The following is a 16,073-nucleotide window of genomic DNA, read 5'->3' on the forward strand; positions in this document are numbered from 1 at the left end:
GAAGGAGAGCCCATGCTGCTGCGCGTCGAAGACCTGACAAAATCCTACCCCGGCGCCGAAGGCCCGGTGGAGGTGCTGCGCGGCGTGGACTTGCAGCTTGATGCAGGCGAGACGCTGGCGCTGACGGGCGAATCCGGCTCCGGCAAAAGCACGCTGCTGCATCTGGTCGGCGGGCTCGATGTCGCCGATGGCGGGCGCATCGAAATTGCGGGCCGGGACGTCACCGCGATGGGCGACACCGCCCGCGCGGCGCTGCGGCGCGAGACCGTCGGCGTGATCTTCCAGCAGTTCAACCTGATCCCGTCTCTGCCCGTTTCGGCCAATATCAGCTTTCAGGCGCGCCTCGCAGGTCGCGCCGATGACGCGCATATCGCACAGCTGGCGCAGGCGCTCGGCCTTGGCGCGCAGCTCGACAAATACCCAGAGCAGCTGTCAGGCGGCCAGCAGCAGCGCGTGGCCATCGCACGCACGCTCGCGGCCCGGCCCCAGCTGGTGCTGGCCGACGAGCCCACGGGCAACCTTGACGAGGCCACGGCCACGGATGTGCTCGACCAATTGCTGCGCCTCGTGACGGACACCGGCGCGGCGCTGATGATGGTCACCCACTCGCCCACGCTCGCCGCGCGCATGTCGCGACGCCTGCATCTCAAGCAAGGCCGCCTCGCGTGACCGCCGCCGGACTTCAGGCGCTCTGGTCCCATTGGCTGCGCAACAAGTTGCAGCTGTTTACCCTGATCGCGGGGCTGGCGCTGGCCACGGCGCTATGGACAGGGGTGCAGGCCGTCAATGTCGAGGCGCGCGCCAGCTACGACGCGGCGGCGGCGACCTTGGACGAGGGCCGCTACGACCAGCTTGTGCCGCGTGCGGGCAGCACCATCCCCCTTGCGACTTATGTGGCCCTGCGCCGCGCGGGCTGGCAGGTCAGCCCGGTCGTCGAGGGCGAGCTGGACGGCATTCGCGTCATCGGTCTGGACCCGCTGACCTCCCCCGGCGGCATGGGACCTGTCAGCCTTGGGCCCGAGCAGGAGCTTGGCGATGTGCTGGGCGGCGCGACCGTCTTCGCCGACGCCCAGACCGCGTCCCGGATCGCCCGCGAGGGTTTGCGGGTCACCGAGAACCCCGATATCGCGCCGGGCACCGCGCTCGCCGACATCTCCACCGCGCAGGAGTTGCTGGGGCAGCCGGGGATCAGCCGCTTGATCATCGCCCCCATCCAGCCCCTGGGCCGACCGCCGCTCGACACGCTCGCCCCAGATCTGACCCTGCGCGCCGCGCAAGGCGGCAGCGATATCGGACGGCTGACCGACAGTTTCCATCTGAACCTGACCGCCTTCGGCCTGCTCAGCTTCGCCGTCGGCATTTTCATCGTGCATGGCGCGATCGGTCTCGCCTTCGAGCAGCGCCGCGCCATGGTCCGCACCCTGCGCGCGGTGGGCATGCCGTTGTCGCGCCTGATCGCTCTGCTCGCGCTCGAGATCACCGCGCTCGCGCTTGTTGCGGGCGCGCTTGGCGTCGTGCTGGGCTATCTCGTCGCCGCGACGCTGCTGCCCGACGTCGCCGCCACCTTGCGCGGGCTCTACGGCGCAGAGGTCAGCAACCAGTTGCAACTGCGCCCCGAATGGTGGCTCTCGGGTCTGGCCATCGCGCTCGTCGGTGCGGCGCTCGCCGCGTCTGGTGCGCTGTGGCAGATCGCACGAATGCCGCTGCTGGCCAGCGGCGGCGCGCGGGCCTGGGCGATGGCCAGCGGCAAGGCGCGGGCTTGGCAGATCGTGGGAGCCGTGGCGTTACTGTCTGGGGCCGCGCTGCTTGCCCTGTTTGGCGAAGGCCTGATCGCCGGCTTCGCGCTGCTCGGCTGCCTGCTGATCGGCGCGGCGCTAGCGCTGCCCATGGTGCTGGACCGGGTGCTCACGCTGGCCGCCCGAACGACCCGCGCGGTGAAATGGCAATGGTTCTGGGCCGACACGCGCCAGCAGCTGCGCGGCCTCAGCCTTGCCTTGATGGCGCTGCTGCTGGCCATGGCGGCCAATGTCGGCGTCTCGACCATGGTGTCGAGCTTCCGGACGACCTTCGTGGGTTTTCTCGACCAGCGCCTGGCGGCAGAGCTTTATGTCTCGACCGCCGCGACCGACGCCGCGCGGCTGGAGGCGTTCGCGCTGGAGCGCGCGCGCGAGGTCATGCCGATCCTGTCGGTCGACACCACCGCGGCGGGCCTGCCCGCGGAACTTTACGGCGCACGCATCGGCGACACTTACCGCGAAAACTGGACCTTTCTGGATGCAAGCCCCGCCCCGTGGGATCGCGTCGCGGCGGGTGAGGCGCTGTTGATCAACGAGCAGCTCGCACGGCGCGCGGGGCTTTGGGTGGGCGACCCGCTGGCGCTGAGCGCCGATCTGACCCTGCCCATCGCGGGCGTGTTCGGCGATTACGGCAATCCCATCGGGCAGGTCATCATCTCCGAGCCGCTCTTCGCGACCCTCCACCCGGGCGAGCGCCCGACCCGTTTCGGCCTGCGCACCGACGACCCCGACGCCCTGCGCCGTGCATTGGTTGAGACGTTCGGCCTGCCCGCCGAAAACATCATCGATCAGGCCGGGATCAAGGCGTTCTCGCTGGGCGTGTTCGAGCGAACGTTTACCGTGACCGCCGCGCTCAACGTGCTGACCCTGAGCGTCGCGGGCTTCGCGATCCTGATGAGCCTGCTGACCCTGTCGGCCATGCGCGTGCCGCAGCTCGCGCCCGTATGGGCGCTTGGGCTGACGCGGCGCGAAATGGGCCGGCTAGAGCTGATCCGCGCGCTGATCCTCGCCAGCCTGACGGCGCTCTTGGCCTTGCCGCTGGGCCTTGCGCTGGCCTGGGTTTTGCTGGCGGTGGTCAATGTGCAGGCTTTCGGGTGGAAGCTGCCGATGTTCCTGTTCCCGCTCGACTACGCGCGCCTTGGCCTCTTCGCGCTGCTCGCCGCGGCGCTGGCGGCGCTGTGGCCCGCGTGGCGTCTGGCGCGCACGCCGCCGTCGGACTTGTTGAAGGTGTTTGCCAATGAGCGTTAGAGCGTTTCTGCTGGCCCTGCTCCTGCTCCTGCCCCTTCAGGCCTTCGCACAAGGCTTCGCGGGCATCGGGACCGAGGCCGATGGCTTCGCCCGCCCCGAGCGCGGCACGGCCTTTGACTTCCCCGCCGATCACGGCGCGCATCCCGATTTTCGCATCGAGTGGTGGTATGTGACGGCCAATATGATCGGCCCCGACGGCACGCCCTACGGGCTGCAATGGACGCTGTTCCGTTCCGCCCTTGCGCCGGGCGAGGCGCCCGGCTGGTCATCGCCGCAAGTCTGGTTCGCCCACGCCGCCGTGACCACGCCCGACACTCATCTGGCCACAGAACGCTTCGCCCGTGGCGGCATCGGACAGGCAGGCGTGGAGCCCGCGCCGTTCCGCGCGTGGATCGACGAGTGGGAGATGGCGGGGCCCGATTTCGACACGATGCGCCTGCGGGCCGCTGGGCCTGATTTCGCCTATGACGTCTCGCTCAACGCGCAAGGCCCGTTGGTCTTCCACGGCGACCGCGGCTACTCGGTGAAGTCGGCGCAGGGGCAGGCCAGCTACTACTACTCGCAACCCTTCTTCGCGCTCGACGGCACGCTCACCCTGCCCGAGGGCGACGTCGCGGTGACGGGTCAGGCGTGGCTCGATCGGGAATGGTCCTCGCAGCCTTTATCGGAGGATCAGACCGGCTGGGACTGGTTCTCGCTCAGCTTCGACGACGGGGACAAGCTGATGGGATTCCGCCTGCGCCAGCGCGACGGCAGTTTCTTCACCTCCGGCACGTGGATCGCAGCCGATGGCACGACGACGGCCATGGGCGACGGCGAGATCGAGGCCGAGCCACTGGAGACCGCCCGGGTCGAGGGCCGTGACGTCCCCGTCCGCTGGCGCCTGCGCGTGCCCGCCCGCGATGTCGAGGTCGAGGTCGCGGCGATCAATGAACAGGCCTGGATGGGCCTTGCGATTTCCTATTGGGAAGGCCCCGTCACCGTGCGCGGCAGCCATGACGGGATCGGCTATCTGGAGATGACCGGCTATGAGTGACCCCGCGGACCTGCAGGTCTTCCTGCGCCTCGCCTGGCAGCGCCTGGGGCGCGGTGTGGCGGACCGGCGCGCGGCGGCGCGCAACATTACATTCGCCACCGTCTCGCCCGAGGGCCTGCCAGAGGTCCGCACGGTGGTGCTACGCGCGGCCTCGCAGGAGGACGCCACGCTGGAGGTCCACACCGACCCGCACACGGCCAAGATCGCGGCGCTGCGGGCCACGCCCTATGCGGAGCTGCAGGTCTGGGACCCCTCCCCCAGACTGCAGATCCGCGCCCGCGCCCGGGTCGAGATCGTGACCGGCCCGAAGGCCGATGCGCGCTGGCAGAAGGTCCCCGACCCCGCGCGGCAATCCTACGGGACGCAGCCTACGCCCGGCACCGCCATCGACGGACCCTTTGACTACGAAAAGCCCGGGCTGCGGGACGGGTTCGCGGTGCTGATCTGCCATCTCGAGCATATCGATCTGGTCGAGCTGCAGGAGCGCCACAGACGGGCCGTCTTCGTCGCGCGCGACGGATGGGCGGGGCGATGGGTCTCGCCCTGATCTGAGAAATCAGGGCGATTCAATCGTTTAACCAAAGGTAACCCACGGGTTACCTTTGAGGCTTAGTTCCGGATCCGCCCAAAGGTGGACAGGCGGTTGATCTCGTCGAGCCGCTCCAGATTGACCACGGTGGATAACATCAGCCGGTCCTGGCTCCAGTCCCCGGGCCGCTGGATCGCCATGGCGGTGACCAGAATGGCGGCCAGCAGCGGCAGGATCATCGCGGCGAAGACCAGCCGCGGGTGACGCAGGTGGCGCGCGTCCAGAAGGGTGACGATGCGCTGCTCCAGAAAGCTCATCTTGCCGTCGCGCAGCGCGCTGCGATCCGCGGTCACAAGCGTAACCTTGGGCACGGCAATGACAAAGGCCCGGTCGCGGCGCAGGGTCTGCTGGCACACGCTCAGCAAGGTCTCGCAATAGGCGCGCGGGCCGATGCGGCCGCGGCCCAGGACTTCGCTGTCGCAGGCCAGCTCGCGCAGGTCCTCCACCCGGCGCTTCCACGCGTGATAGGCGGGGTTGAGGAAGAAGGCGGGCTTGAGCGCTTCAAGCAGGATCTCCCACTCGATATCGCCCTGGCGCAGATGCTGGAACTCGTGGGCGAGCGAGACGCGCAGCTCATCGGCATTCGCAAGCATCCCGGACGGGATCACCACGTAGTAATTCCACAGCCCGCGCGTCGAGAACGGCACCAGCACCCGGTCGGATAGGTGGATGCGCAGGCGCCCGAAACGGCGCCAGGCGTAGCTGGTCGCCACGATCCTGCGCAGGCACAGCATCGAGTAGCCAAGCCGCGCGAGCCCCAGAGCGCAGCCCGCAAGGAAGGCGGCAATCACACCCTGCGCCAAGGGCCCCCGCGCGCCGAGGATGTCGCCGGTGATCGTATCGCGCATCGAAATCAGGCGCTCGAACTCGGTCGCGCGCATCTCGAAGCCTCCATTGAGGTACAGCGCCACGACCCGGTCGGACAGGTTCATGCTGACCCCGGGCGCGAGCGCCGCCATCAGCTGCGTCAGCCCAAGGATCAGGAACGGCGACAGCACAATGGCCACGAAGACCGTATTGAGCAGCCTCAGCTGCGTCGCATAGGCGTGGCGCAGCCCCGCGCCATCGAGAAGCCCGCGTGCGAGCCACCACAGCCCGTAGGCCACGGCAAACAGGATATTGGCATTGATAAAAGCGTCGAGAACAGCGTCACCCGGTATCATTCTTCAACCTCCGATCCACAAGCGCCCGGATTTGCCCCAAAGCCTCGTCGGTCAGCTCCGCATCATCGACAAGCCGGGCCACAAGGGCCGCGGGCGCGTCGTCGAAAAGCTTGACCGAGAGGTGCTTGAGTGAGCGGGTCTGGTAGGCGTCCTTGGCCAGCGCGGGGGTGAAGATATGGCGCTTGCCATCCTTCCGGCTGGTCACGAACCCCTTTTGCTCGAGGATACGCAGGATCGTGGCGGCTGACGTATAGGCGAGGTTGCGGCCTTCCGGCAGCTGGTCCAGCACATCGCGCACTGTCCCCTCTTCCAAGGCCCAGAGCTGGGTCATGAACTCCAGCTCCACCTCCGTCAGCAAATCGTTTTTCTTTTTCTGTTTCATCACTGTCCTGCCCTTCGGGCACCGCTCACTCGTTACAGGGAGCGAGTAAAGCCCAGATTTCCGGTGCCGCAAATCATTTTCTTCTCAGACCTTCCAGAAGCAAAACACGCCCCAGGCCAGCGACAGGCCCAGCGGGGCCCAAAGCGGCTCGCCCATGATCCCGAGCCACGCAAGGAAAATGTAGGCCGAGCCCAGCATCGTCAGGAACAAGCGGTCCCCGCGCGTCGTGGTCAGGCCCAAGGCGCCCTTGCGCTCGGACGTGCCGGGTTTGCGGATCTCGATCACCGTGATGATCGCCATCGCGGTGAACAACCCGATGAAGAACAGCCCCGTGGGCCAGGTCCATGCCATCCAGCTCAGCATCTTACACTCTCCCCCCTAAACTCGGCCAAGGGCGAAGCCCTTCGCGATGTAGTTGCGCACGAAGTAGATCACGATCGCGCCCGGAATAATCGTCAGGGTCCCGGCGGCGGCCAGCAATCCCAGCTCGTATCCCGCGGATGAGGCGGTCTTGGTCATGGTGGCCGCAATCGGCTTGGCCTCGACCGCAGTCAGGGTCTTGGCCAGCAGCAGCTCGACCCACGAGAACATGAAGCAGAAGAACGCTGCCACGCCCACGCCCGCCTTGATCGTGGGCAGGAAGATCGTGATGAAGAAACGCGGGAACGAGTAGCCGTCGACATAGGCCGTCTCATCCAGCTCTTTCGGCACGCCCCCCATGAAGCCTTCGAGGATCCACACCGCCAGCGGGATGTTGAACAGGCAATGCGCCAACGCCACCGCGATATGCGTGTCGAACAGCCCGACCGAGGAATAGAGCTGGAAGAACGGCAGCGCGAAGACCGCCGCAGGGGCCATGCGGTTGGTCAGCAGCCAGAAGAACAGCGTCTTGTCGCCCAGAAAGCTGTAGCGCGAGAACGCGTAGGCCGCGGGCAGCGCCACCGTGATCGAGATTACCGTGTTGAGCGACACATAGATGATCGAGTTGATGTAGCCCCAGTACCAGCTTGGGTCGGTGAAGATCACCCGGTAGTTCTCCAGCGTGAAGGTCTGCGGGAACAGCGAGAAGCCCGACAGGATCTCGTTGGTGGTCTTGAAGCTCATCGCCACCAGCCAGTAGATCGGCAGCATCAGGAACAGGATATAGAGGATTGGAATAAGAGACCTTTTCCTCATTTCGCATCATCCTTTGTCATCAGAGTGTAGAACAACCAGCTGACCAGCAACGTGATCGCGAAGTAGATCAGGCTCATCGCCGCCGCCGGGCCAAGATCGAACTGACCGAGGGCGATTTTGACGAGGTCAATCGACAGAAGCGTGGTGGAGTTGCCCGGCCCGCCGCCCGTCAGCACGAAGGGCTCGGTGTAGATGTTGAAGCTGTCCATGAAGCGCAGAAGGATCGCGATGGTCAGCACGGTCTTCATCTTGGGCAACTGGATGTAGCGAAACACTTTCCACGGGGACGCCCCGTCGATCTTGGCCGCCTGATAGTAGGCATCCGGGATCGAGACGAGGCCCGCGTAGCTAAGCAGCACCACCAGCGACGTCCAGTGCCACACATCCATGGTCACGATGGTGATCCACGCGGCCACCGGGCTTTGGGTCATGTTGTAGTCGATGCCCAGCACACTGTTCAGGAAGTACCCCAGCAGGCCGATATCGGGCAGCGTGAAGATGTTCCACATCGCCCCCACCACGTTCCACGGGATCAGCATCGGCAGCGCCATGGTCACGAGGCAGACCGGCACCCAGATGCCTTTCTTGGGCATGGCCAGCGCGATGGCGATGCCCAGCGGTACCTCGATGATCAGGATCAGGAAGGTGAACAGGAACTGGCGACCCAAGGCGGCGTGGAAGCGTTCCGAGCGCAGGATCTGTTCGAACCATGTCAGCCCTTCCCAGAAGAACAGGTTGTCCCCGAAGGTTTCCTGCACCGAGTAGTTGACCACGGTCATGATCGGGATCAGCGCGTTGAAGGCGACCAGCAGCAGCACCGGCAGCACGAAGAACCATGCCTTTTGGTTTTCGGTTTTCATGTCCGTGCCTCCGTTGCGAGCCAGCCGTCGCGGTAAAGCCGGGTCTGATCGGGACGGAAGGCCAGATGGACTTCTTCGCCCTGTTCCGGGGTATCGCCTTCGACGATGGCTTTGACGGGGGTGTCACCGACCATCGCCTCGACCACGGAATGGCGCCCGACATCTGCGACCTTGCGCACCCGGGCAGAGAGACCGGTGTCAGACAGGGACACAAATTCGGGGCGGATGCCGATCTGGGCGAGACCGCCCTGCCCGGTCACTTTCCCTTCCAACGCAACGGCTTGCCCTTCAAAGCTGACACCACCATCGCGCTCGTCAGCGGCGAGCACGTTCATGCCGGGCGATCCGATGAAGTGGCCCACGAAGGTGTGTTGGGGCCGCTCGAACAGCTCGACGGGGGTGCCGATCTGCACGACCTCGCCTTCCTGCATCACGACCACCTGATCCGCAAACGTCAGCGCTTCGGTCTGGTCGTGGGTCACGTAGATCATCGTGGCGCGCACTCGCTGGTGCAGCTCCCGCAGCTTCGAGCGCAGCTTCCACTTCAGATGCGGGTCGATCGCGGTGAGCGGCTCGTCGAACATCACGACATTCACGTCGTCGCGCACCAAACCGCGGCCCATGGAGATCTTCTGCTTGTTGTCAGGTGACAGATGCGCGGCGCGGGTGCGCAGCATCTCTTCGACCTCCAGCATCGCGGCGATCTCGGTCACGCGCTCGTTGACGAATTTCTCCGCAAAGCCGCGATTGCGCAGCGGGAAGGCCAGATTGTCGTAGACGGTCATTGTGTCGTAGATCACCGGAAACTGGAACACCTGCGCGATGTTGCGCTGGTCGGGCGGCAGGCTTGTGACATCGCGGTCGTCGAACAGGATCGCGCCCTCGGATGGCTCCAGCAGCCCCGAGATGATGTTGAGCAAGGTAGACTTGCCGCAGCCCGACGGGCCGAGCAGCGCGTAGGCGCCGCCATCTTCCCAGTCGAGGTCGATTTCCTTCAGCGCGTAATCCTCCGGGCCCTTCGGGTTCGGCATGTAGGAGTGTCGCAGTTTGGAGAGGGTAATTTTCGCCATCACGCGGCCCCGTTTGCAAAGTAAAGACCGTCCGCCGGGTCCATGTAGAAGGTGTGCTCTTCGCCGACGCGGTAAGGGTGCACCCCGTGGGCAAGGCTGACCCAGGACCGGCCCTGCACTTCGAAATGCGCGCTGGTCTCGGAGCCCGACAACTCGGTCACCTGAATGCGGCCCGTGACTTCGACATCGGCGTCGCTGCCGCGCGTGGGTCGGACATGGTGCGGGCGGATCGCGAAGTGGTACTGGCCCTCGGACGCGCTTCGGTCATCGGCGTTCCATGTCAGGTTGCCGCCGCCCCAGATGCCGCCCTTCTCGGACGTGACGTCGAGCACGTTGATCGGCGGGTCGGAAAAGACCGACGCGGCGGTCAGGTTGGCGGGGTTGCGGTAGATCTCGGCCGTGGGGCCGAACTGGGTGACGACCCCGTCTTCCATCAAGGCGGTGCGGCCGCCCAGAAGAAGCGCCTCTTCCGGCTCGGACGTTGCATAAACCACAACGGCACCGCGCCCGGCGAACAGCTCCGGCAGCTGCTCGCGCAGCTCTTCGCGCAGTTTGTAGTCGAGATTGGCCAAGGGCTCGTCGAGGAACACCGCGCGGCTTTCCTTGGCAATCGCGCGCGCCAGCGCGCAGCGTTGCTGTTGGCCGCCGGAGAGTTCCTGCGGGCGGCGCTTGAGCATCGGCTCCAGCTTCATCAGCTTGGCAGCTTCCTGCACCCGGTCGTCGATCTCGGACTTGGCCATGCCTGCGACCCGCAACGGGGAGGCGATGTTGTCGTAGACGCTCATCTGCGGGTAGTTCACGAAGAACTGGTGCACCAGCGAGATGTTGCGTTTCTGCGTCGACAGTTTGGAGACGTCCTGCCCGTCGAAGAAAATCTGCCCAGAAGCCAGCGGGTCGAGACCCGCCATCAGCTTGATCAGGGATGTCTTGCCCGCACCGGTCTGGCCCAGCAGGACGTTGAAATGCCCGGTCTCCAGCACCAGCGAGGTCGGCTTGATATGGGTGATCCCGCGGGTCACCTTGGTGGCCTGTTTGAGCTCAAGTGTCATGAGTTTGGTCTTTGTGTTTGAAGGCGCGGCAGGAAGGCCCCCGCCCGGACATACATACCAAGGCGGGAGCCCCCGAAAGACCGGCCCCCGGTTTCAACCGGGGACCGGAAAGGTGCTTACTGGTTCCAGCGGGCGACCAGCTCGTCGTAGTTCACGGTCTCGCCTTGCGGCTTCTCGTTGTCGAGCTTGGGCTTGGCGCCGCCATTGGCGAACCAATACTCGGCGTCACGCTCTTCGTTCAGGCGCGGGCCGCAGCCACCGTAGACGTTCTGTGCCTCGTCGGCGCGCTGCATCCGGGACATGGTGATGTCCATCTCCTCGGCCAGACGGTCCATGGCTTCCTGCGGGGTGAAGGCACCGGAGTTCACGTCACCGATCTGCTGCCACCAGATCTGGGCCAGCTTCGGATAGTCCGGCACGTTGATGCCGGTCGGGCTCCAGGCCACGCGGTCGGGCGAGCGGTAGAACTCGACCAGTCCGCCCAGCTTGGGGGCACGTTCCGTGAAGCTTTCGTGGTTCACCGAGCTGTCGCGAATGAAAGTCAGACCCACATGGGACTTCTTCACATCGACGGTCTTGGAGGTCACGAACTGCGCGTAAAGCCATGCCGCCTGCGCCCGGTCAGAGGGCGTGGAGGTCAGGAAAGTCCAGGAGCCCACGTCCTGATAGCCGACCTTCTGGCCTTCTTCCCAGTACGGGCCGTGGGGCGACGGGGCCATGCGCCACAGCGGGTTGCCATCTGCATCCACCGTGTTGTTGCCTTCGGATTGCGGCTTCACCATGTCGGCGGTGAATGCCGTGTACCAGAAGATCTGCTGGGCCACGTTGCCCTGGGCCAGAGCAGGCAGCGACTGGTAGAAGTCGTAGCTAGCCGCACCGGGAGGCGCGTAGTTGCGCAGCCATTCGTCCCACTTGCGGATCGCGTAGACCGCCGCAGGACCGTTGGCCGCACCACCGCGGGACACGGATGCGCCAGCCGGGTTGCACGAGCCCTCTTCCATACGGATGCCCCACTCGTCGATCGGCACGCCGTTCGGCTCACCCTTTGAGCCTGCGCCGGCCATCGACAGCCACGCATCGGTCATGCGCCAGCCCAGATCGGGCGCGCGCTTGCCGTAATCCATGTGGCCGTAGATATCGACACCGTCGATATTCTTGACGTCGTTGGAGAAAAACTCGGCGATGTCCTCGTAGGCCGACCAGTTGACCGGGACGCCCAGATCATAGCCGTACTTTTCCTTGAAGGCCGCTTGCAGGTCCTCGCGGTCGAACCAGTCCTTGCGGAACCAGTAGAGGTTCGCGAATTGCTGGTCGGGCAGCTGGTACAGGTCGCCATCGGGGCCGGTGGTGAACTGGGTGCCCATGAAGTCGGCCAGATCCAGCGTCGGCGAGGTCGTCGCCGCCCAGTCGCCCGCCATCATGTCTGTCAGGTTATAGGCCTGCTGCAGACGCGAGTGCGTGCCGATCAGGTCACTGTCATTGACGTAGCCGTCGTAGAGGTTGCGGTTGGTCTGCATCTGGGTCTGCACCGCCTGCACGACCTCGCCCTCGCCCAGGATCTGGTGGTTCACCTTGATGCCGGTGATTTCCTCAAACGCCTTGGTAAGCACTTCGCTCTCGTAGCCGTGGGTCGGAATACCCTCCGACAGCACGTTGATTTCCATGCCGGAATATGGCTCGGCGGCCTGAATGAACCATTCCATCTCGGCCATTTGCTCGTCTTTGCTGAGCGTCGATGGCTGGAATTCTGAGTCAATCCATTTCTGAGCTGCGGCGGCGTCCGCAAAAGCAGTCCCAGATCCCGCGATGACGGCCACGGCCGCTGTCGCGGAGAGCAGATACTTGCGCATCCTGTCTCCTCCCTATGTTTATTTCTGCAGGCAGGTTTCTGCCCACGCCGTAACGGTAGATGCACTTGCACAAATCTGTCAAACTAAATTATTAGTAGATTTAAACTATTATTAAACAATGGGTTATCACAATTCCTTGCTGCGCCGCAGAACCGGAAAGGCCGAAATTTCGCCGATGCACAGAAATGCCGCGACTCTCCCCGGGGCGCTGCCAAGTTGAGCATCGGCACCCGGAATTTACCGCGCGTAAAGAGTCTAAGAATTGAGCACCTGCACAGTTTTTGTGTGCAAAATTACACAAAACCGGGTCTCCCGGCTCCCGCAACCGCCCGAAAGCTGGCTTGGCCCATCGGATTGTCGCCATCTGCCGCTGTCCCCGCCTGGGGGGCATGAACGCCGCGTGGAGGGCCATCCTGGCAGATATCTCCCCCCACGCGACTACAACATCACTGTTGCGGGTCCTGCCTATCGGTTTGGATCGGCAGGGACAGCCCCTTTCGCGCCGTCTCGACCGCCCGCAGCGACAATAGGGACGCTAGACTATGGCCAACTTCGCTAAACTACCCACCCTCGCCTGCGCCGCGCTGCTGGGCACGACCTCTCTTGCGCTCGCCTGCGACGCCCCGATCAAAGTTGGTGTGCTGCACTCGCTGTCGGGCACCATGGCGATCTCCGAGACAACATTGAAAGACACCATGCTGATGCTCATCGAGCAGCAAAACGCCAAAGGTGGCGTTTTGGGCTGCGAGCTGGAAGCCGTGGTAGTCGACCCCGCCTCCGACTGGCCGCTCTTTGCCGAGAAAGCGCGCGAGCTGCTGACCGTGCACAAAGTGGACGTGATCTTCGGCAACTGGACCTCCGTGTCGCGCAAATCTGTGCTGCCGGTGATCGAAGAGCTCAACGGCCTGCTGTTCTACCCGGTGCAGTATGAGGGCGAGGAAAGCTCCAAGAACGTGTTCTACACCGGCGCCGCGCCGAACCAGCAGGCCATCCCTGCAGTGGACTACTTCCTGGAAGAGCTGGGCGTCGAGAAATTCGCGCTGCTGGGCACCGACTATGTCTACCCGCGCACCACGAACAACATCCTCGAGCAGTATCTGCAGGACAAAGGCATCGCGAAGGAAGACATCTTCGTCAACTACACGCCCTTCGGCCATTCTGACTGGGCGACCATCGTCGGCGACGTCGTCGCCCTGGGCGAGGACGGCAAGCAGGTCGGTGTGATCTCCACCATCAACGGCGACGCGAATATCGGCTTCTACAAAGAGCTGGCCGCAGCCGACATCTCTGCCGACGACATCCCCGTCGTGGCCTTCTCCGTGGGTGAGGAAGAGCTGTCGGGTCTCGACACCTCGAACCTTGTTGGCCACTTGGCCGCATGGAACTACTTCCAGTCCGCCGAGACACCCGCCAACGCCGAATTCATCAAGGCGTGGAAGGCCTTCGCCGGTGAAGATCGTGTGACCAACGACCCGATGGAAGCCCACTATATCGGCTTCAACATGTGGGTGAACGCGGCTGAAGCCGCCGGGTCCACCGACGTCGACGCCGTGCGCACCGCGATGTATGGGCAGGAATTCCCGAACCTGACCGGCGGCACCGCCGTGATGCTGCCGAACCACCACCTGGCCAAGCCGGTTCTGATCGGCGAGATCACCGCCGAGGGTCAGTTCGACATCATCTCTAAGACCTCCGAAGTGCCGGGCGACGCCTGGACCGACTTCCTGCCGGAAAGCGCCAAACTGGTGTCCGATTGGAAAGACCTCGGTTGCGGGATGTACAACACCGAGACCAAATCCTGCGTGCAGCTGACCTCCAACTACTAAGCTGAACGCACCTGTTGCGGGGCCGAACCTCCCTGTCGGCCCCGCAGCCCCTCGCCTTTCCAAGTATCGACCTCAAGACAGAGCGGTCCCCGTCCCCATGCGCCTGATCCTCTCCGTTCTGGCTGTGTGCCTCGGCCTTGCAATTCCCGCAAACGCCCAGCAATTACAGACACTTTTGCAAACCCATGCCGATCAAATCGCCAAGCCGAAGCGCGCGTCGGTCGGTGTTGTGCTGGATGATCTGGTGGCGTCCGGCCTACCGCAGGTTCTGGTTTTTCTGGAGGAATGGTCCGACAAGAATGTCTGGCAGCGCGACGCGGATGGCCTGTTTTTCATCGCCGAAGCCGATGGTGAAACGCTTGCTTTGCGCGACATTGACAGCGGTGCCGAGACCACCGGGGCCAAGGACGAATTTACCCAGCTGAAGCCCAATGGCGGCGTGCGCCGGGTGATTGGCACGGCGCTGGTGCAGTTCCAACTGTCTGACCCTGACCTGTCCCGGCGCGAAAGCGCAGTGGCCTCGATTGCGCGCAGGCCGGAAGCCGCGCAGCTCGCCCCCCTGCTCGCCTCCATCGACGGTGAAACCGATGCCGGGCTGAAGGCCCGCAAGACCCAGCTTGCCAATTTCATGTCCGCGCGTTTCGCAGACGCGCCAGAGGACCGGATCGCGGCGATTGAGAGCCTCGCCCAAGACACATCGGTCGAGGCGCGGTCGGTGCTGAACCAAATCCTCGAAGTCGAGGCAGGCGTCGCCAAAGAGGCGCCTGAGGGCAATATCGCCCGCATCCTTGACCCGACCACCGCACCCGATGCGTTCTACGCCCAGCTTGTCTCGGCAGAGCTTGCCCCGCCCCGCACCACGCCTGACGCGATCCGTGCGGCGTTGGAAGCAAACCTAGAGGGCGGCATGGTCGCTGGCTTGCCCGTGGCGCAGATGAACACCAACGCGGCCCGCGAGCGCGCCTATGCGCGGCTGGCCGCGGACGATCTGGTGCCGCAACTGGTCACGCAGGTCTACCGTGATGCCGCGCTCGATGAGCATGTGTTCTACGAGATCTACGACGAGCCGAACGCCGACATCACCGCCGCCGCAGAGGCCGCTTTGGCTTCGGTCGAGAGCCGCGTCGCACTGGCGCAGACGGCGGATTTGGCGCTCGACGGTCTCTCGCTCGCCTCGATCTACTTCCTTGCGGCCATCGGGCTGGCGATCACTTTTGGCGTGATGGGGGTCATCAACATGGCCCATGGCGAGTTCATCATGATGGGCGCCTACACCGGCTACGTCATCCAGCTGTTCATCCCCGACTACACCGTGTCGATCCTGGTCGCCCTGCCCGTGGCCTTCGCCATCACGTTTGCGGCCGGCGTCACGATGGAGCGGCTGGTGATCCGGCATCTCTACCACCGCCCGCTGGAGACCTTGCTGGCGACCTTCGGGATCTCGATTGCGTTGCAGCAGTTGGCCAAGAACATCTTCGGCACGCAGGCGCGCCCCCTGACCTCGCCCGCGTGGCTGGACGGGGCTTGGGTGATCTCGGACGTGATCGCGATCAGCTACATCCGTATCGCGATCTTCGTGCTGGCGCTGATGTTCCTCGCGCTGATCCTGTTCGTGCTCAAGCGCACCCGGCTGGGGCTGGAAGTGCGCGCCGTGACCCAGAACCCCGGCATGGCGGCGAGCATGGGCATCAACCCGGACCGCATCAATATGCTGACCTTCGGGCTTGGCTCCGGCATCGCGGGGATCGCGGGCGTGGCCATCGGGCTCTACGCCAAGGTGACGTCCGAGATGGGCGCGGACTACATCGTGCAAAGCTTCATGACCGTGGTCGTGGGCGGCGTCGGCAATGTCTGGGGCACGCTGGCGGGCGCGTCGATGATCGGCTTCCTGCAAAAGGGCATTGAGTGGCTGAACCCGTCCAACACGCTAGCCGCGCAGACCTACATGATCCTGTTCATCATCCTCTTCATCCAATTCCGGCCCAAGGGCATCGTCGCCCCCAAAGGCCGCGCGGCGGCGGATTGATC

Annotated in this window: 14 protein-coding genes; 6 read left to right on the top strand and 8 right to left on the bottom strand. The window is 64.5% G+C overall.

The genetic code is table 11. The features are described from left to right. Positions 1-12: 12 nt before the first annotated feature. The 4 genes from C8N43_RS04000 to C8N43_RS04015 are packed head-to-tail and all read left to right on the top strand — an operon-like array spanning position 13 to position 4,627. Positions 13-669, top strand: coding sequence for an ABC transporter ATP-binding protein (locus tag C8N43_RS04000; protein ID WP_107844369.1), 657 nt, complete (start codon positions 13-15; stop codon positions 667-669). Further along, positions 666-3,044 carry an FtsX-like permease family protein gene (locus C8N43_RS04005; protein ID WP_107844370.1) on the top strand — a complete coding sequence of 793 codons (2,379 nt, stop codon included), beginning with the start codon at positions 666-668 and terminating at the stop codon, positions 3,042-3,044. The genes C8N43_RS04000 and C8N43_RS04005 overlap by 4 nt, the downstream gene beginning before the upstream one ends. Continuing rightward, entirely contained in the window at positions 3,034-4,080 is a 1,047-nt protein-coding gene (locus tag C8N43_RS04010; protein WP_107844371.1) for a lipocalin-like domain-containing protein, read from the top strand. The genes C8N43_RS04005 and C8N43_RS04010 overlap by 11 nt, the downstream gene beginning before the upstream one ends. After that, positions 4,073-4,627 (top strand): pyridoxamine 5'-phosphate oxidase family protein, encoded by a 555-nt coding sequence (locus C8N43_RS04015; RefSeq protein WP_107844372.1) that lies wholly within the window; start codon positions 4,073-4,075, stop codon positions 4,625-4,627. The genes C8N43_RS04010 and C8N43_RS04015 overlap by 8 nt, the downstream gene beginning before the upstream one ends. Before the next feature lie 62 nt (positions 4,628-4,689). On the opposite strand, the gene C8N43_RS04020 is transcribed toward C8N43_RS04015, so the two are convergent. From C8N43_RS04020 to C8N43_RS04055, 8 genes are all read right to left on the bottom strand, one after another. Beyond that, positions 4,690-5,832, bottom strand: a complete 1,143-nt coding sequence (locus C8N43_RS04020; RefSeq protein ID WP_107844373.1) for a M56 family metallopeptidase — start codon at positions 5,830-5,832, stop codon at positions 4,690-4,692. Beyond that, positions 5,819-6,214: a BlaI/MecI/CopY family transcriptional regulator gene (locus tag C8N43_RS04025; protein WP_107844374.1), complete on the bottom strand. Its 396-nt coding sequence runs from the start codon at positions 6,212-6,214 to the stop codon at positions 5,819-5,821. The genes C8N43_RS04020 and C8N43_RS04025 overlap by 14 nt, the downstream gene beginning before the upstream one ends. A gap of 84 nt (positions 6,215-6,298) precedes the next feature. Further along, the gene (locus C8N43_RS04030) at positions 6,299-6,577 is read right to left on the bottom strand and encodes a DUF2160 domain-containing protein (protein ID WP_107844375.1); all 279 of its coding nucleotides are present in this window, start codon (positions 6,575-6,577) and stop codon (positions 6,299-6,301) included. 15 nt (positions 6,578-6,592) lie between these two features. Next, positions 6,593-7,390, bottom strand: a complete 798-nt coding sequence (locus tag C8N43_RS04035; protein WP_107844376.1) for a carbohydrate ABC transporter permease — start codon at positions 7,388-7,390, stop codon at positions 6,593-6,595. After that, the gene (locus tag C8N43_RS04040; protein WP_107844377.1) at positions 7,387-8,250 is read right to left on the bottom strand and encodes a carbohydrate ABC transporter permease; all 864 of its coding nucleotides are present in this window, start codon (positions 8,248-8,250) and stop codon (positions 7,387-7,389) included. The genes C8N43_RS04035 and C8N43_RS04040 overlap by 4 nt, the downstream gene beginning before the upstream one ends. Next, positions 8,247-9,320 carry an ABC transporter ATP-binding protein gene (locus tag C8N43_RS04045; protein ID WP_107844378.1) on the bottom strand — a complete coding sequence of 358 codons (1,074 nt, stop codon included), beginning with the start codon at positions 9,318-9,320 and terminating at the stop codon, positions 8,247-8,249. The genes C8N43_RS04040 and C8N43_RS04045 overlap by 4 nt, the downstream gene beginning before the upstream one ends. Then, the gene (locus C8N43_RS04050; RefSeq protein WP_107844379.1) at positions 9,320-10,369 is read right to left on the bottom strand and encodes an ABC transporter ATP-binding protein; all 1,050 of its coding nucleotides are present in this window, start codon (positions 10,367-10,369) and stop codon (positions 9,320-9,322) included. Before C8N43_RS04050 ends, C8N43_RS04045 begins: the two co-directional genes overlap by 1 nt. Positions 10,370-10,485: 116 nt before the next feature. Then, positions 10,486-12,219 (bottom strand): ABC transporter substrate-binding protein, encoded by a 1,734-nt coding sequence (locus tag C8N43_RS04055; RefSeq protein WP_107844380.1) that lies wholly within the window; start codon positions 12,217-12,219, stop codon positions 10,486-10,488. A 542-nt stretch (positions 12,220-12,761) separates the two neighbouring features. On the opposite strand from C8N43_RS04055, the gene urtA reads away from it, so the two are divergent. Together urtA and urtB are read left to right on the top strand one after the other, a co-directional pair. Next, on the top strand, positions 12,762-14,045 hold the full coding sequence (gene urtA / locus C8N43_RS04060) for an urea ABC transporter substrate-binding protein (protein ID WP_107844381.1): 1,284 nt from the start codon (positions 12,762-12,764) through the stop codon (positions 14,043-14,045). 97 nt (positions 14,046-14,142) lie between these two features. After that, positions 14,143-16,071 (top strand): urea ABC transporter permease subunit UrtB, encoded by a 1,929-nt coding sequence (gene urtB, locus C8N43_RS04065; RefSeq protein WP_107844382.1) that lies wholly within the window; start codon positions 14,143-14,145, stop codon positions 16,069-16,071. The last annotated feature ends 2 nt before the right edge of the window (positions 16,072-16,073 follow it).

Origin of the sequence: Litoreibacter ponti, assembly GCF_003054285.1 — a bacterium.
Lineage (GTDB): Bacteria > Pseudomonadota > Alphaproteobacteria > Rhodobacterales > Rhodobacteraceae > Litoreibacter > Litoreibacter ponti.

Bases quoted from the DNA above. Each gene is read 5' to 3' on its own strand.
- C8N43_RS04010 (WP_107844371.1), top strand. From the start codon at position 3,034: ATGAGCGTTAGAGCGTTTCTGCTGGCCCTGCTCCTGCTCCTGCCCCTT.
- C8N43_RS04015 (WP_107844372.1), top strand. From the start codon at position 4,073: ATGAGTGACCCCGCGGACCTGCAGGTCTTCCTGCGCCTCGCCTGGCAG.
- C8N43_RS04035 (WP_107844376.1), bottom strand. From the start codon at position 7,390: ATGAGGAAAAGGTCTCTTATTCCAATCCTCTATATCCTGTTCCTGATG.
- C8N43_RS04050 (WP_107844379.1), bottom strand. From the start codon at position 10,369: ATGACACTTGAGCTCAAACAGGCCACCAAGGTGACCCGCGGGATCACC.
- C8N43_RS04045 (WP_107844378.1), bottom strand. From the start codon at position 9,320: ATGGCGAAAATTACCCTCTCCAAACTGCGACACTCCTACATGCCGAAC.
- C8N43_RS04025 (WP_107844374.1), bottom strand. From the start codon at position 6,214: ATGAAACAGAAAAAGAAAAACGATTTGCTGACGGAGGTGGAGCTGGAG.
- C8N43_RS04055 (WP_107844380.1), bottom strand. From the start codon at position 12,219: ATGCGCAAGTATCTGCTCTCCGCGACAGCGGCCGTGGCCGTCATCGCG.
- C8N43_RS04030 (WP_107844375.1), bottom strand. From the start codon at position 6,577: ATGCTGAGCTGGATGGCATGGACCTGGCCCACGGGGCTGTTCTTCATC.
- C8N43_RS04000 (WP_107844369.1), top strand. From the start codon at position 13: ATGCTGCTGCGCGTCGAAGACCTGACAAAATCCTACCCCGGCGCCGAA.
- urtA (WP_107844381.1), top strand. From the start codon at position 12,762: ATGGCCAACTTCGCTAAACTACCCACCCTCGCCTGCGCCGCGCTGCTG.
- C8N43_RS04020 (WP_107844373.1), bottom strand. From the start codon at position 5,832: ATGATACCGGGTGACGCTGTTCTCGACGCTTTTATCAATGCCAATATC.
- C8N43_RS04040 (WP_107844377.1), bottom strand. From the start codon at position 8,250: ATGAAAACCGAAAACCAAAAGGCATGGTTCTTCGTGCTGCCGGTGCTG.
- urtB (WP_107844382.1), top strand. From the start codon at position 14,143: ATGCGCCTGATCCTCTCCGTTCTGGCTGTGTGCCTCGGCCTTGCAATT.